This window comes from Sulfitobacter sp. S190, from assembly GCF_025141935.1.
GTDB lineage: Bacteria > Pseudomonadota > Alphaproteobacteria > Rhodobacterales > Rhodobacteraceae > Sulfitobacter.
In genome coordinates this window covers 3,294,612-3,310,127 of record NZ_CP081120.1, presented here as the reverse complement: position 1 = coordinate 3,310,127, position 15,516 = coordinate 3,294,612, and the positions used below count along the sequence as shown (strand labels likewise).

Below are 15,516 nucleotides of genomic sequence, written 5' to 3'. Positions count from 1 at the left end.
CCGCTCAGGCCGCGCGTGACGACAGGGCCATCTCGACGGTGGTGTGGATTTCGAACACGCTGTCCATGCGGGTAAGCCGGAAGACACGCTCCACCGACGGGGTCAGCCCCGCCAGCATCAGCGACCGCTGCGGCGCGAGATGCTTCATCGCGGCGACAATCGCACCCAACCCGCTTGAATCGATGAACCCCACCTGCGTCAGGTCCAGCAGCACCGGATCGGTTTCCCCGGCGGTCAATTCGCGAATACGGTCCTTGAACGCCAGCGCGACGGCGGCATCGATGCGGTCCTCGCGCACGGCGATGACCTGCGCCTGCGGTTCTTTTGAACTGATCAGCTCCATGATACATTCCTGAAAACATTGCCTCTTAGACAGGGCTAGGACACAAAAGCTAAGAACTGGTAACCCCGTGGGAGACAGAGTGATGAAAAAGGTCGTGATAGCAGGGGCATCCCGGACCCCGATGGGCGGGTTTCAGGGCGCATTCGCGGACATGACCGCACCCGCACTGGGCGGGGCCGCGATCCGCGCGGCGCTCGAGAACGCGGGGGCCAAAACGGTCGACGAAGTGCTGATGGGGTGTGTCTTGCCCGCAGGGCAGGGGCAGGCGCCCGCGCGGCAGGCCGGTTTCGCCGCCGGTCTGGGCGAAGAGGTGCCTGCGACCACACTCAACAAGATGTGCGGTTCGGGCATGAAAGCCGCGATGATGGCGTTCGACCAGATCGCGTCGGGCCATGCCGCCGTTATGGTGGCAGGGGGGATGGAATCGATGACCAACGCGCCCTACGTGCTGCCCAAGATGCGCAGTGGCGCGCGGCTGGGGCATGGGCAGGTGATCGATCACATGTTTCTCGACGGTCTCGAAGATGCCTATGACAAAGGCCGGCTGATGGGCACCTTTGCCGAAGACTGCGCGGAAACCTACCAGTTTACCCGCGAACGGCAGGACGAATATGCGCTGGCGTCCCTGTCCCGCGCGATTGCTGCGCAAGACAGCGGTGCATTCGACGGCGAAATCATCCCGGTCGAGGTGGCGAACCGTCGCCAGACGGTAAAAGTCGATGCGGATGAACAACCGGGCAATGCCCGCCCTGACAAGATCCCGACCCTCAAACCCGCCTTTCGCAAGGAAGGCACGGTCACGGCCGCCAACGCCTCGTCGATCTCGGACGGGGCGGCGGCGCTGGTGCTGGCGTCACAATCCGCCGCGCAAGAGCAGGGGCTGCGCGTGCGTGCGCATGTGGTCGGCCACGCAAGCCATGCGCAGGCGCCGGGGCTTTTCACCACCGCCCCCGTGCCCGCCACCCGCAAACTCCTCGATGCCATCGGCTGGGACGTGAATTCCGTCGATCTGTGGGAGGTCAACGAAGCGTTTGCCGTCGTACCCATGGCGTTCATGCACGAAATGGGCGTGAGCCACGACATCGTGAACGTCAACGGGGGCGCCTGTGCGCTGGGGCATCCCATAGGCGCATCGGGCGCAAGGATCATCGTGACCCTGTTGAACGCTCTGGAAAAGCGGGACCTCAAACGCGGTGTCGCGGCGATCTGCATCGGGGGTGGCGAAGGCACGGCCATCGCCATAGAACGCCCCTGACCGACGGCGAGCGACCGCCCCGCTTCATCTTGCCCTTTAAACTCACGCGGCCATGGGCCGCGCCGACACTCGCAGGACACGCAACATGCACGTTGACTACCGGACGCTGGCCACAACCATCACGTCGCTGACGGAGGGCGAAACCGATGCCGTGGCGCTGATGGCGACGCTGGCCTGCGAAATCCACCACAGCGATTCGCGCTTTGACTGGACCGGCTTTTACCGCGTCACCGCGCCTGAAGTGCTGAAAATCGGACCTTACCAGGGCGGGCACGGGTGTCTTGTCATCCCGTTCGCGCGGGGGGTTTGCGGCGCTGCGGCGCGGACGGGGGAAATCCAGCGTGTCGCAGATGTCGACAGCTTCGAAGGCCACATCGCATGCGCCAGTTCCACACGGTCGGAACTGGTGCTGCCGGTGCGCAATGGCGCGGGCCGGTTGCTTGGGGTGCTGGATATCGACAGCGACCAGCCGGACGCTTTCACCGCCCGCGACGCCGAGGCGCTCGAGCGGATACTGGCGCAGGTTTTCGCCCCCGTGGCCTGATGCGGGCGGTCAGGGAAACCGGATCGCGCCGCGCAGGATTTCCATTGTGCGGGGCAGCCGTTCGGACGCGACGCGCAGATTGTTGACGCAGGCCAGTTTGACCTGCGGATCCTTGAGCCGCGCCAGCATCTTGCGCAGGCGTTGGGGGGCCTTTTGTTCGATGAAAAACGCGGGAACGTGGATGTAGGCATCCGGGGGTGCCAGAACGTAGTCGCCCCTTTCCACGATCAGGCTGACCCCAAGCCCTCCGAGGTAGAACTGGTCCGGATGGCGGAACCGGTGCCGGATGTTGCGTTCGAACTGGCCCGGATTGGCGGCAAAATGCGCCTCGAGCAGGGGCCGGTCGAGCAGGTGGCAGATATGGGCCGCCTAAAACCCTTTTTGCGGATCGATCCCGGCGAGCATCGCGCTGTTGCGCATCTGTTTGGACCAGAGCGTTTCGCCCCGACCCAGACGCTGCTCCGGCTTGCCGCGCACGACGATCTTGCCGTCCTTGATGAAATCATCTGGGCTGAGCGGTCCGGTGGCGAATACATCATCGTTGAACAGGATGAAGTGGTCGGCGAGCCCGGGTATGCGCAGGGCGCCGCATTCGATGGTGGCGGAGTTGAAGGTCGGCAGCACGTCTTCGAAGCCCGCGAAGATCTCGGTGTGGTCGACAATGGTGATCTTGTCGCGGAACCGGGGGGGCAGGCTGCTCAAATCGGGGGTCTGATTGTCGGTGATGATCCAGATCCGCCGCACCCATCCCATGAAATTGTGGATCGACCACAGACAGATCGTGATTTCATCGAAGTTGTCCCACCGCACGTCCAGATCATATTCGAGGGGCGGGCTTGCGTTGCTGTCGGCCTTGCCCGTGTCGGCGTAGCGTTTGCGTTTTGCCACATGGGCGGGGTCATTGCCGTCCACCCACGGGATGACGACGTCAATTCCAGTGTTCATGTATATGTCCTGCTCAATACCATGCCCCGTTGATCGGCGCTTTGGGTCGTTGGCAGAACTTAGGGAACGGCGGTCCGGCCTGTCACCTGTGTTTGTGAACGTCACGTCAACCTGTCACCCAAAAACCTCTTGCGCGACTCGCCCCATATCCATTAGCGATGAAAAAACGGGTGAAATTTTCACCAGCGCGAAGACGAGCCATGCGATGATCCATTCCGATCCCTCACAGCCCCAGACGCTTGGTGCCGATCTGCGCGCCCTGCGCAAGGCGCGGGGCCTGACGCTGAGCGCGCTGGGCGATGTGCTGGGGCGGTCCGTGGGATGGCTCAGCCAGGTCGAGCGGGGCATGTCCGAGCCGGGGATGGAAGATCTGCGTCTGATCGCCCGCGCACTGGATGTCTCGTTGTCGAGCCTGTTCCGCCAGAACCCCGGGCGCGTGCAGGAGCAGGATTTCATCGTGCGCGCGCAGGGGCGCAGGCCCATCGGGTCGCGCGCGGCCGGTCTGGTCGAAGAGCTTCTGTCCCCCGATCTGACCGATGATTTCGAGGTGGTCCATTCCACCTTCATGCCGCACAGCCGGATCAGGGAAACGGTGCAGCGCCCCACGCAGGAGGTCGGATATCTGCTTGCCGGCACGCTGGAGATCGAGATTGACGGCACGGTGCACAGCCTGACCGAAGGGGACAGTTTCCGCATCCGTGGAGAGCCGTTCCGCTGGGCAAACCGGTCCGACCGCGAGGCGGTTGCGATCTGGGTCATCGCCCCGCCGGTGTATTAACATGAGCTGGGACGCGTGGATCGTATTTGCCCTGTTTTGGCTGGTGTTTGTCACAACGCCGGGTCCCAATGCGGTCAATTGCATCACCAACGGCATGACGCTGGGCTTTCGCCGGGCGCTTGTGGGGGTGTTGGCGATCCTGACGCAGGCGGCGCTGTTTCTGGGCCTGTCGGCGCTGGGCGTGACCGCGTTGATTGCGGCATCGCCCGCCGCGTTTACCGTGGCCAAACTGCTGGGTGCGGCTTTTCTGATCTATCTGGGGGTGCGGGGCTGGATCATGGCCAAGCGTCCCGTCGCCGTAGACAGCCGCCCCGCGTCGTCGGTGTATCTGCGGGCGCTGGCCATCGCGACGATCAACCCCAAGAGCGTGGCCGGATATCTCGCGGCGTTTTCGCAATTCGTGCAGCCCGATGTGCCGATCTGGAGCCAGATGGGGGTGATCGTGCCCACGGCGCTGACCCTGACCGCGCTCAGCTATACCGGTTTCACTGCGCTGGGCGCGGGGATCGGGCGGGCCGCTTTGGGGGCGGTTTTCAACGTCTGGGTTCGCCGCGTCATGGGCGCCTGTTTCATCGTTTACGGTCTGCTGCTGGGCAGTGCCGCCACGCCGGGGAGAACGTGAGATGCTGAAAGGCAGCTGTTTGTGCGGGGCCATCACCTTTGAGGCGTCCGGCGCCGCGCGGGATCCGGCGGCCTGTCACTGCGGCCAGTGTCGCAAGCAGTCGGGCCATTACTGGGCCGCGGTTCAGGTCATGGACGCCGATTTGCGCATCACCGGCACACCCGCGTGGTATGCCGCAAGTCCGCAGGCAAGGCGCGGCTTTTGCCCCACCTGCGGATCGTTCCTGTTCTGGAAGGGTCATGCGGACCCCGACACCGGCGTGGCCCTTGGCGCGCTGGACGGTCCCACCGGTCTGCGGCTGGAGCGCCATATCTTTACCGCCGACAAGGGCGATTACTACGACATCACGGACGACGTCCGTCAGGAGGAGCAAGAAACATGAGCGATTTTCCAACCACGGCCCGTGTCGTCATCATCGGGGGCGGTGTTGTCGGCACCTCGACCCTGTTCCATCTGGCCCGTGCGGGGTGGGACGACTGTGTGCTGCTCGAAAAGAACGAGCTGACCGCGGGATCGACGTGGCATGCGGCGGGCAATTGCCCCAATTTTGCGCCCAACTGGGCGGTGATGAACATGCAGCGCTACGGCGCCGAGATGTACCGCGGTCTGGCCGAGGACGTGGATTATCCGATGAACTACCACGTCACCGGCGCGATCCGGCTGGCCCACTCCAAGGAGCGGATGCAGGAATTCGAGAAGATCGCGGCACAGGCGGCGGCGCAGGGGCTGACGATGGATATCTGCTCGCCCGATGAGTTGAAGGCCCACAATCCGTTCATGGAGACCCATGATCTGGCGGGCGGGCTTTGGGATCCGCTGGACGGTGATATCGACCCCGCGCAGCTGACGCAGGCCCTGGCCAAGGGGGCCCGCGATGCCGGTGGCCGGATCGAGCGGTTCTGCCCCCTGACCGGGCTGGACCGCGACGGTGACGAGTGGATCGTCAAGACCCACAAGGGCGAGATCCGCGCCCAGTATGTCGTCAACTGCGCGGGCTATTACGCGCAACGCGTGGGCGAGATGTTCAAGCCGTTCGGCGGGCGCACCGTGCCGATGGTGGTGATGAGCCACCAGTATTTCCTGACCGGGCAGCTGCCAGAGCTGGAGGCCTATACCAAGGAGCGCGGCCAGAAGATGCCGATGATCCGCGACCCCGAAATCAGCTATTACCTGCGGCAGGACAAACACGGGCTGAACCTTGGCCCCTACGAGCGCAACTGCAAGGCGCATTGGGTCACGCCCGACGATCCGATGCCCGAGGATTTCAGTTTCCAGCTGTACCCCGATGATCTGGAGCGATTGGAGTTCTATATCGAGGACGCGATGGCGCGTCTGCCCTTGCTGGGAGAGGGCGGTGTGGAGCGCAACATCAACGGCCCGATCCCCTATGCCCCCGACGGATTGCCGATGATCGGCCCGATGCCCGGCGTCAAGAACGCGTTCGAGGGCCATTCGTTTACCTTTGGCATCGCGCAGGGCGGGGGCGCGGGCAAGGTGCTGGCCGAATGGATCATGCACGGCGAGACCGAGCTGGACATGTGGTCGGTCGATCCGCGCCGCTATACCGATTATTGCGACCATGATTATTGTCACGCCAAGGCGCTGGAGACCTACGGCCACGAATACGCGATGCATTTCCCGCATCACGAATGGCCCGCGGGCCGCGACAAGAAGCTGTCGCCGAACCACCAGAGCCTGCTGGACGCCGGTGCACAGATGGGGGCCTATAACGGGTGGGAGCGGGCGAACTGGTTTGCCAAGCCCGGTGACGACACATCCGAAGAGGCGACCCAGACCTGGGACCGCAACGGCCCGTGGGCGCCGCGCATCGCAGAAGAGGTGGCGGCAGTGCGCGACCACGCGGGCGTTTTGGATATGCCCGGATTTTCGCGGTATGCGCTGTCGGGTGCGGGCGCGGCAGAGTGGCTGCGCGGCCAGATCACCGGTGCGCTGCCCAAGGTGGGCCGCATGAACCTGGCCTATTTCACCGACACGCGGGGCCGTATCCTGACGGAGATGACCGTGATCCGCTGGGCCGAGGACGAGTTCTGGCTGATGACGGCGGCGGTGGCCCTGTGGCACGATTTCGAGCTGCTGCAAAAGGCGCTGCCCGCGGACGGGAGCCTGAGCCTGTCGGACATTACGCGGGATTGGTCGACGTTGCTGGTGACCGGCCCTGCATCGCGCGCGGTGCTTGACGGGCTGACCGAGGGCGCCGATCTGCACGCCACATGGATGTCGGTGCAGGATGCGACCGTTGCGGGCAAACCCGCCAAGCTGTTGCGCGTGTCCTTTGCCGGTGAGCTGGGCTGGGAGGTGCACACCGCCTTTGACGACAGCGCCGCCGTTTATGACGCGGTGCGTGCGGCGGGTGCGGCGCCTTTCGGGATGTACGCGCTCAATTCCATGCGGATCGAAAAGGGATACCGCACGTGGAAGGGCGATCTGTCCACCGACTATTCGATGCTGGAGGCCGGTCTGGACCGCTGGGTCAAGTTCGACAAGCCGCAGGATTTCCGCGGCAAGGCGGCGCTGGTGGGCGAGCGCGATGCCGGTGTGGCCAAACGCTTTGTCACGATGACGGTGGAGGCGGGCGAACAGGACGCGCCCTATATGTCGCCGGTGGTGTACGGCGGCGAGGTGGTGGGCGAAACCACCAGCGCCGACTGGGGTCACCGGGTGGGCAAGGCCATCGCGCTGGGCACCATCCGTGCCGATCTGGCCCAGCCCGGCACCGAGGTGGAGATAAACGTCTTTGGTCAATTGCGCCGTGCGGTGGTAGAGCCCGATCAGCCCCTTTGGGACCCTGAAAACACACGGATAAAAGCATGACTGAAATTACCCTTCTGGACGGCGGCATGGGTCAGGAACTGATCCACCGCAGCCCCGACACCCCGACGCCCCTGTGGTCGACCCAAGTGATGGTGGATCACCCCGGCATGGTGGCCGAAGTCCACCGCGATTTCGCCCGCGCGGGTGCCACGGTGGCCACCACCAACACCTATGCCATTCACCGCGACCGGCTGGCGCAGACGCCGCTGCACGACCGGTTCGAGGCGCTGCATGCCAAGGCGCTGGAGGAAGCGGCGGACTGCGGATCGGCCCGGATTGCCGGGTCTGTCGGGCCGCTGCGGGCGTCCTACCGCCCCGATCTGCACCCCGCGCCGGAAGAGGCGGTGCCGCTGTTTGCCGAAGTGGCCACGCTGCTGGCGCCGCGCTGTGATCTGATGCTGTGCGAAACCGTGGCGTCCATCGCCCATGGCCGCGACGTGCTGGAGGGCGCGCGCGCGGCGGGCAAACCGGTCTGGCTCGCGTTTACCGTAAGCGACGAGGACGGCACCGCGCTGCGTTCTGGCGAGCCGCTGGAGGAGGCGGTGGCCGCCGTTGATCCCGATGCGGTGCTGGTCAATTGCTCCACCCCCGAAGCGATCCCCGCGGCGCTGGACATCCTCGCCGGGCGGGGATTGCCCTTTGGCGCCTACGCCAACGGGTTCGAGCGGATTACGGACGGGTTTCTCGAGGATAATCCAACCGTCGCCGCGTTGCGTCTGCGCCGTGATTTCACGCCCGCGCGCTATGCCGATCAGGTCATGCGCTGGGTCGATGCGGGGGCCACAATCGTGGGGGGCTGCTGTGAAGTGGGGCCCGCCCACATCGCCGAAATCAACCGCCGCCTGACGGGCGCGGGATACACGATCGTTTAGAAAGGCAAGCTCATGGCAGATGTTCCGGCCCACGCCCGCGTGGTCATCATCGGGGGTGGCGTTATCGGCTGTTCGGTGGCGTATCACCTGACGAAACTGGGGTGGAAGGACGTTGTGCTGCTGGAACGCAAGCAGCTGACGTCGGGGACGACATGGCACGCGGCGGGTCTGATCGCGCAGCTGCGCGCCAGTGCCAACATGACCAAGCTGGCGAAGTATTCCCAAGAGCTCTACGGCAATCTGGAGGCCGAGACCGGCGTGGCGACGGGGTTCAAGCGGGTTGGATCGATTACCGCAGCGCTCACCGGCGAACGGCATGAGGAGATCCTGCGGCAGGCCGCGATGGCGCGGGCCTTCGGTGTCGAGGTCGAGGAGATCAGCGCCGCCGAGGTCAAGCAACGCTATGAGCATCTGAACATCGAGGGCGTCACGGGGGCGGTGTATCTGCCCAAGGACGGGCAGGGCGATCCGGCCAACATCGCGCTGGCGCTGGCCAAGGGCGCGCGGCAGGGGGGCGCACGGGTGATCGAGCGGACCGCCGCCACCGGCGTGACCCGCGATGGCCGCCGCATCACCGGTGTCGATTGGCAGCGCGGCGACGAGACCGGCCACATCACCGCCGATCACGTGGTCAATTGTGGCGGCATGTGGGGCCATTCGGTGGGCCGGATGCTGGGCGTCAACGTGCCGCTGCATGCCTGCGAGCATTTCTACATCGTGACCGAGGCCATTCCCGGTCTGACCCAGTTGCCGGTGCTGCGGGTGCCCGATGAATGCGCCTACTACAAGGAAGACGCGGGCAAGATGCTGCTGGGCGCGTTCGAACCGGTGGCCAAGCCGTGGACGCTGGATATTCCGAAGGATTTCGAATTCGACCAGCTGCCCGAGGATTTCGACCATTTCGAGCCGATCCTCGAACGGGCGGTCGAACGGATGCCGATGCTGGCCGAAGCGGGGATACACACGTTTTTCAACGGACCGGAATCGTTCACGCCCGACGACGCCTATCACCTAGGGCTAGCCCCCGAAATGGACAATGTCTGGGTCGCGGCAGGGTTCAACTCCATCGGGATCCAGTCGGCGGGTGGCGCGGGTATGGCGCTGGCGCAGTGGATGGACGAGGGCCAGAAACCGTTCGATCTGGGCGATGTGGACATTGGCCGGATGCAGCCGTTTCAGGGCAACCGGACCTATCTGCAGGCACGCAGCACCGAAACGCTGGGCCTGCTTTATGCCGATCACTATCCCTATCTGCAAAAGAAAACCGCGCGGGGCGTGCGCCGCACCCCGTTCCACACCCAGTTGCTGGAGCAAGGTGCGGTGATGGGAGAGCTGGCCGGGTGGGAGCGCGCCAACTGGTTCGCCCGGCCTGGTCAGGAGCGCGCCTACCAGTACAGCTGGGCACGCCAGAACTTTTTCACCAACGTCCGCGACGAACATCTGGCAGTGCGCCAGAACGTGGGCCTTTACGACATGTCGTCCTTCGGCAAGATCCGTGTGGAAGGCCGTGACGCGGAGGCCTTCATGAACCACGTGGGTGGCGGCGATTATTCGGTGCCGGTGGGCAAGATCGTCTATACCCAGTTCCTCAACCAGCGGGGCGGGATCGAGGCGGATGTCACCGTGACGCGCCTGTCGGAATTTGCCTATCTGGTGGTGACGCCGGCGGCGACACGGTTGGCCGACGAGACGTGGATGCGCCGCCACCTCGGTGATTTTAACGTGGTCATCACCGACACGACGGCCGGAGAAGGCGTGCTGGCGGTGATGGGACCACGGTCGCGCGAGCTGTTGCAGGCGGTGTCGCCCAATGATTTCAGCACGGCGGCGAACCCCTTTGGCACAGCACAGCAGATCGAGATCGGCATGGGGATGGCGCGGGTGCACCGCGTGACCTATGTGGGCGAATTGGGTTGGGAAGTCTATGTCAGCGCCGATCAGGCCGCCCATGTGTTCAAGACGCTGTTCGAGGCGGGACAGGACTTTGGCATGCGCCTGTGCGGGATGCACATGATGGACACGTGCCGTATCGAAAAAGGGTTCCGGCATTTCGGCCATGACATCACCTCGGAAGACCACGTTCTGGAGGCCGGTCTGGGCTTTGCCGTGAAAACCGCCAAACCCGATTTCATCGGGCGCGCTGCGGTGCTGGAGAAAAAGGAAACGGGGCTGCAATCGCGGCTGCTGCAGTTCCGGCTCACCGATCCCGAGCCGCTGCTGTACCACAATGAACCGATTCTGCGCGACGGCGAGATTGTCGGCTACCTGACGTCCGGGGCCTACGGTCACCATCTGGGTGGGGCGATGGGGCTGGGGTATGTGCCCTGCCCGGGAGAGCGGCCCGCCGATGTGCTTGGTTCGCGCTACGAGATCGATGTGGCGGGAACGCGGGTGCAGGCGGAGGTCTCGCTCAAGCCGATGTACGATCCCGCGTCCGAACGGGTAAAGGTGTAACGGGTACAATCTAGCGCTTTCTATGATTTGCGGTTTGACCTACCTCTTGGGTCAGATCGGAGACACCGGATGCGCAGCCCCACCACCAGCTTGCCGACACAGGATCAGGACACACCGCAGGGGCTGGCCTTTGCGATGGGAGCCTATGTGCTGTGGGGGTTCCTGCCGCTTTATATGAAGGCGCTGAGCCATGTGCCCGCGGCCGAAGTCGTGGCGCACCGCATCCTGTGGTCGGTGCCGATTGCGCTGGTGGTTCTTGTGGTGCTGGGCCGCACGGCCAGCGTGCGTGCGGCGCTGTCGTCACCGCGCACGCTGCTGATGGGATGCGTGACCGCGGCGCTGATCTCGTTGAACTGGGGCGTGTATGTCTATGCCATTGCCGCCGGTCAGGCGCTGGATGCGGCGATCGGATACTATATCAATCCGCTGTTCAGCGTTTTTCTCGCGGCGGTGGTGCTGCGTGAAAGGCTGAACCGGGCGCAGCTGGTGGCGGTCGCGATTGCGGGGGTTGCCGTGCTGGTTCTGCTGCTTGATGCGCAAAGGCCGCCGTGGGTCGCGCTGGCGCTGATGCTGAGTTGGGGCTTCTACGCGCTCGCGAAAAAGAGCCTGCCCATCGGACCGAACCAGGGATTTTTGCTTGAGGTTCTGATCCTGCTGGGTCCGGCGCTCGGATATCTGGGGGTGCTACAGGCAACGGGGCAAAGCCATTTCACGGCTGGCGATCTGCCGACGACATGGTTGCTGGTGGGATGCGGCGCGGTCACAGCAGTGCCTTTGCTTCTTTATGCCAACGGTGCGAAACTGCTGCGCCTGTCGACCATCGGTATTTTGCAGTACGTCGCGCCGACCATGATTTTTCTGACGGCGGTGTTTGTGTTCGGTGAAGAGATGGGCCGCGCACGGATGATTGCCTTTCCGCTGATCTGGCTTGCGTTGATCGTGTACACCGGCGCCATGGTGCGCCAGATGCGCGGTGCCGCAGCGCGGTAGCTGCGGGTTGCACCGGCCCCTGAATTCTGAGACGTGGGGGGCATGGACACTCTGTATGACCCGCCGGATGGCCCGCTCGAAATCCTGCACGAGGACAGCCAGGTAGTGCTGGTGGATAAGCCGAGCGGCTTGCTGTCGGTGCCCGGCAAGGGCCCGCATCTGGCCGACTGTCTGTTGAGCCGTGTACAGGCCGCATTTCCCGACGCGCTTTTGGTACACCGGTTGGACCGCGACACATCGGGCGTCATGATCTTTGCGCTGACGCCCCACGCACAAAGGCATCTGGGGCTGCAGTTCGAAAAGCGCATGACGCGCAAGACCTATGTCGCGCGGGTCTGGGGTGTGCCCGCGGAGAAGACAGGGACAGTTGATCTGCCGCTGATCGTGGACTGGCCGAACAGGCCGCTGCAAAAAGTGTGCCACGAGACGGGAAAATCGGCGCAGACGGATTGGCGGGTTGTGAAAGACGAGCAGACCACCGCCCGCGTCCGGCTGACCCCGCATACAGGCCGCAGCCATCAGCTGCGGGTGCATATGCTCGCGCTCGGGCATCCGATTCTGGGTGATCCTTTTTATGCCACTGGCCCCGCGCGGGCGTTCGACCGGTTGATGCTGCACTCCGAAGAGCTGCGCTTCAAGCACCCCGAGGGTGGCCGGTCGGTCAAAATTCGGACCCCGGCGCCATTTTGACAGGTCGGAATGAGTTTAAAGGGCAAGATGAAGTGAGGGATGACCCCGCTTTTGCCGTGATCTGACAAAAGCGGGGCTTCACCTTGCACGCGGGGTCGCTCTCCAGCTGTCCGCGCGTTCCGACAGTGCGGCTGGATGATTAAGATACGATTAAACGCTGCCGCAGCGGCTTCGCCTTGCTCTTAAACTCAATCCACATTTGCAACCATGCGCCGCGCCTTAAGGAGATTACTCGGCGGCCCAGCCTGAGACTGCTTTGACCTCGCAGAATTCTTCGAGCCCGAAGATACCGCCTTCGCGGCCGTTGCCTGATTGCTTATAGCCACCGAAAGGAGAGCCCTGCGCAAAGCCCTGCCCATTGGTTTCTACCATTCCCGACCGGAGACGGCGGGCAACGCGGCGGCGTTTTTCGTCGTCGGTGGTCTGGATGTAGTTGGTGAGGCCGTAAGGGGTGTCATTGGCGATGGCGATGGCTTCTTCTTCGGTTTCGAAGGGGATGATCGACAGGACCGGCCCGAAGATTTCTTCGCGCGCGATTGTCATATCGTTCGTCACGTCTGCAAACACTGTGGGTTTGACGTAGTATCCGCGGTTGAGCCCGTCGGGGCGGCCGAGGCCTCCGGCTGTGAGCCGGGCTTCTTCCATACCTTTTTCGATTAGCGTCTGGATCTTGTTGAATTGCAGTTCCGACACGACGGGGCCGATGTGTTTGCCTTCTTCGGAAGCGGGGCCGACGTGGGTGTTTGTCGCCACCTCGGACGCCATTTCCACCGCTTCGTCGTAGCGCGATTTATGCACCAGCATGCGGGTCGGTGCGTTGCACGATTGGCCCGAGTTGCGGAAGCAGCGGATTGCGCCGGCTTTGGCGGCTTTGGGGTCGGCGTCCTCGAAGATGATGTTGGCGCCCTTGCCGCCCAGTTCGAGGCTGACGCGTTTGAGCGTATCGGCGGCGGCCTTGGAGATCGCGATGCCCGCGCGGGTGGACCCGGTAAAGCTGACCATATCGACCTGCGGGTGCGCCGAGAGCTGGCTGCCCACGCCCGCGCCGTCGCCGTTGACCATGTTGAACACACCTGGGGGGAAGCCGGCCTCGTCCACGAATTCCGCAAAAAGCAGACCGGAGAGCGGTGCGATCTCGGAGGGTTTGAGCACCATGGTGCAGCCGGTGGCCATGGCCGGGATCGCCTTGAGGATGATCTGGTTCATTGGCCAGTTCCACGGGGTGATCAGGGCGCAGACACCGATGGGTTCCAGCAGCGTTTTTTCGGTGGCGTTGAAATCACGCTCGAAGCTGAAATTCTCGAAGGCCTTGAGAAAGCCGCCGATATGCCAGCTGCCTGCGCCGACCTGTTGGGCGCGGCTGAGGTTGATGGGGGCGCCCATCTCCATCGACATGGCTTGCGCCATTTCTTCCTGACGGCGGTCATAGACCTCGGCCAGTTTCTGGATCAGTGCGGCGCGCTCTTCCTTGGGGGTTTGTGACCAGCCGTCAAAGGCGGCGCGGGCGGCGGCGACTGCGGCGTCGGTGTCGGCCTGATCGCCCAGCGAAATGACGGCGCATTGTTCTTCGGTCGAGGGGTCGATCACGGCAAAGTCGTTGGCTTTGGCGGGGGCGACCCACGCGCCGTTGATGTAGAAGTTGCGTTTCTCCAGCATGGTGATGCTCCTTGATGAATGTCGGTTACCGGGCGTGTGCGACGGTGGTTTGCGCGCACTCTGTCAGGCGCGCAGGGCGCGGGCAAGAGAGGGGATGCAACTTGCCGGTCAAATGACTAGGTTAGGGGCAACGCAATTGCTAAGGAGGATCCTGAGATGGGTTTGCGCATCAACGATACTATCCCTGACCTGAAGGTCGAAACCGACAAGGGGACGTTCAACCTGCACGAATGGATCGGCGACAGCTGGGCCATCCTGTTTTCCCACCCCAAGGATTTCACGCCCGTTTGCACAACCGAATTCGGTGCCGTGGCACAGTTGAGCGACGAATGGGAAAAGCGCGGCACCAAGGTGATCGGCGTGTCGGTGGACGGTGTCGAGGACCACAAGAAGTGGAAGGGCGACATCGAGAAGGTCGCCGGCACGACCGCCGGTTTCCCGATCATCGCCGATGGCGATCTGACGGTATCGAAGGCTTTTGATATGTTGCCTGCCGAAGCTTACATGCCCGATGGCCGCACCCCTGCGGACAGCGCGACAGTGCGGTCGGTGTTCATCATCGGACCGGACAAGCAGCTGAAGCTGTCGATGACCTATCCGATGACGGTGGGCCGCAATTTCGCCGAAGTGCTGCGTGCGCTGGACGGGTTGCAGACCTCAACGGGCAAGGGTGTTGCGACGCCTGCGAACTGGAATGTGGGTGACGATGTGATCATCCCCGCGACCGTGTCGGACGAGGATGCCAAGGCGAAATTCGGCGAGTTCACGACGGTTCTGCCGTATCTGCGCACAACCAAAGCGCCAAGCTGATACCGGCCATGGGGCCAGAAACGAAAAACGGCCGCAGCGCTGCGGCCGTTTTTTTGTTAGTGCAGCACAACGCGGGTGCCGTTGGGCACGTATTCGTAAAGCTGTTCCACGTGGGAATTGACCATCCGCACGCAGCCGTTTGACACACGGGTGCCGATGGAACGGGGATTGGGTGTGCCGTGGATACGCAGGTACGTGTCGCGGTTGCCTTTATACAGGTAAAGCGCGCGCGCGCCGAGCGGGTTGCCGGGACCGCCGGGCATGCCGCCGGCGTGTTTGGCATAGATCTCCGGCTCGCGGCGGATCATGGCCTTGGTCGGGGTCCAGGAGGGCCATTCGGCCTTGCGCCGCACGCGGAAGGTGCCGGGTGTGTAGCGCCCCTCGCGGCCGATGCCGACCACGTAGCGGATCGCCTCGTTGTTGGGCAGGGTCCAGTAGAGGGCGTATTGGCCGGGATCGACGTGGATTTCGTAGGGTTGGAATTGCGACCGGATGTCCACCAGACGCGGGGCGTGGTGGTCGGGGACCTGATATCCCTGAGCGGCGGCAAAGGCGGGGCCCGACATCAGGGCGCCAGCGCCCGTGGCAAGGCCGGAAGCAAGAAGTGTACGGCGGTTCATCGCAGACATGGCAGTGTCCCTCGTCAAAATACAAGAATCGTAAGTTAACGCCGGTATCGCCAAAAAGTTGCATGCAAATGCACTCACGATCCCGAGAGCGGGGAA

Annotated in this window: 16 protein-coding genes; 11 read left to right on the top strand and 5 right to left on the bottom strand. The window is 63.6% G+C overall.

Translation table 11 applies throughout. The annotated features are described in order from the left end of the window. Positions 1-4: 4 nt before the first annotated feature. Positions 5-343 carry an STAS domain-containing protein gene (locus K3756_RS16430; RefSeq protein ID WP_259989265.1) on the bottom strand — a complete coding sequence of 113 codons (339 nt, stop codon included), beginning with the start codon at positions 341-343 and terminating at the stop codon, positions 5-7. 82 nt (positions 344-425) lie between these two features. Between K3756_RS16430 and K3756_RS16425 the strand changes: the two genes are divergently transcribed. Together K3756_RS16425 and K3756_RS16420 are read left to right on the top strand one after the other, a co-directional pair. Further along, positions 426-1,598, top strand: coding sequence for an acetyl-CoA C-acyltransferase (locus tag K3756_RS16425; protein ID WP_259989263.1), 1,173 nt, complete (start codon positions 426-428; stop codon positions 1,596-1,598). Positions 1,599-1,683: 85 nt separating this feature from the next. After that, positions 1,684-2,142 carry a GAF domain-containing protein gene (locus K3756_RS16420; RefSeq protein ID WP_259989261.1) on the top strand — a complete coding sequence of 153 codons (459 nt, stop codon included), beginning with the start codon at positions 1,684-1,686 and terminating at the stop codon, positions 2,140-2,142. 9 nt (positions 2,143-2,151) lie between these two features. Here K3756_RS16420 and K3756_RS16415 read toward each other — a convergent pair whose 3' ends face one another. Both K3756_RS16415 and K3756_RS16410 read right to left on the bottom strand, forming a co-directional pair. Then, positions 2,152-2,367: a hypothetical protein gene (locus tag K3756_RS16415; protein ID WP_259989259.1), complete on the bottom strand. Its 216-nt coding sequence runs from the start codon at positions 2,365-2,367 to the stop codon at positions 2,152-2,154. Between the two features lie 144 nt (positions 2,368-2,511). After that, the gene (locus tag K3756_RS16410; RefSeq protein ID WP_259989257.1) at positions 2,512-3,087 is read right to left on the bottom strand and encodes a stealth family protein; all 576 of its coding nucleotides are present in this window, start codon (positions 3,085-3,087) and stop codon (positions 2,512-2,514) included. A 205-nt stretch (positions 3,088-3,292) separates the two neighbouring features. Between K3756_RS16410 and K3756_RS16405 the strand changes: the two genes are divergently transcribed. The 8 genes from K3756_RS16405 (at position 3,293) to K3756_RS16370 (ending at position 12,325) form a co-directional block, all read left to right on the top strand. After that, positions 3,293-3,865, top strand: coding sequence for a helix-turn-helix domain-containing protein (locus tag K3756_RS16405; protein WP_259989255.1), 573 nt, complete (start codon positions 3,293-3,295; stop codon positions 3,863-3,865). Position 3,866: 1 nt separating this feature from the next. Further along, on the top strand, positions 3,867-4,487 hold the full coding sequence (locus tag K3756_RS16400; RefSeq protein WP_259989254.1) for a LysE family translocator: 621 nt from the start codon (positions 3,867-3,869) through the stop codon (positions 4,485-4,487). 1 nt (position 4,488) lies between these two features. Next, positions 4,489-4,869, top strand: coding sequence for a GFA family protein (locus K3756_RS16395; protein WP_259989252.1), 381 nt, complete (start codon positions 4,489-4,491; stop codon positions 4,867-4,869). Next, the gene (locus tag K3756_RS16390) at positions 4,866-7,319 is read left to right on the top strand and encodes an FAD-dependent oxidoreductase (protein ID WP_259989250.1); all 2,454 of its coding nucleotides are present in this window, start codon (positions 4,866-4,868) and stop codon (positions 7,317-7,319) included. Before K3756_RS16395 ends, K3756_RS16390 begins: the two co-directional genes overlap by 4 nt. After that, entirely contained in the window at positions 7,316-8,191 is an 876-nt protein-coding gene (locus tag K3756_RS16385; RefSeq protein WP_259989248.1) for a homocysteine S-methyltransferase family protein, read from the top strand. Before K3756_RS16390 ends, K3756_RS16385 begins: the two co-directional genes overlap by 4 nt. Before the next feature lie 12 nt (positions 8,192-8,203). Next, positions 8,204-10,645: an FAD-dependent oxidoreductase gene (locus K3756_RS16380; protein WP_259989246.1), complete on the top strand. Its 2,442-nt coding sequence runs from the start codon at positions 8,204-8,206 to the stop codon at positions 10,643-10,645. Between the two features lie 69 nt (positions 10,646-10,714). After that, positions 10,715-11,635 (top strand): EamA family transporter RarD, encoded by a 921-nt coding sequence (rarD, locus tag K3756_RS16375; protein WP_259989244.1) that lies wholly within the window; start codon positions 10,715-10,717, stop codon positions 11,633-11,635. A 42-nt stretch (positions 11,636-11,677) separates the two neighbouring features. Continuing rightward, positions 11,678-12,325 (top strand): RluA family pseudouridine synthase, encoded by a 648-nt coding sequence (locus tag K3756_RS16370; RefSeq protein WP_259989242.1) that lies wholly within the window; start codon positions 11,678-11,680, stop codon positions 12,323-12,325. Positions 12,326-12,553: 228 nt separating this feature from the next. Here K3756_RS16370 and K3756_RS16365 read toward each other — a convergent pair whose 3' ends face one another. After that, positions 12,554-13,981, bottom strand: a complete 1,428-nt coding sequence (locus K3756_RS16365) for an aldehyde dehydrogenase family protein (RefSeq protein WP_259989240.1) — start codon at positions 13,979-13,981, stop codon at positions 12,554-12,556. 156 nt (positions 13,982-14,137) lie between these two features. On the opposite strand from K3756_RS16365, the gene K3756_RS16360 reads away from it, so the two are divergent. Further along, the gene (locus K3756_RS16360; protein ID WP_259989238.1) at positions 14,138-14,791 is read left to right on the top strand and encodes a peroxiredoxin; all 654 of its coding nucleotides are present in this window, start codon (positions 14,138-14,140) and stop codon (positions 14,789-14,791) included. 56 nt (positions 14,792-14,847) lie between these two features. Here K3756_RS16360 and K3756_RS16355 read toward each other — a convergent pair whose 3' ends face one another. Beyond that, positions 14,848-15,420: a L,D-transpeptidase gene (locus tag K3756_RS16355; RefSeq protein ID WP_259989236.1), complete on the bottom strand. Its 573-nt coding sequence runs from the start codon at positions 15,418-15,420 to the stop codon at positions 14,848-14,850. Positions 15,421-15,516 lie beyond the last annotated feature (96 nt).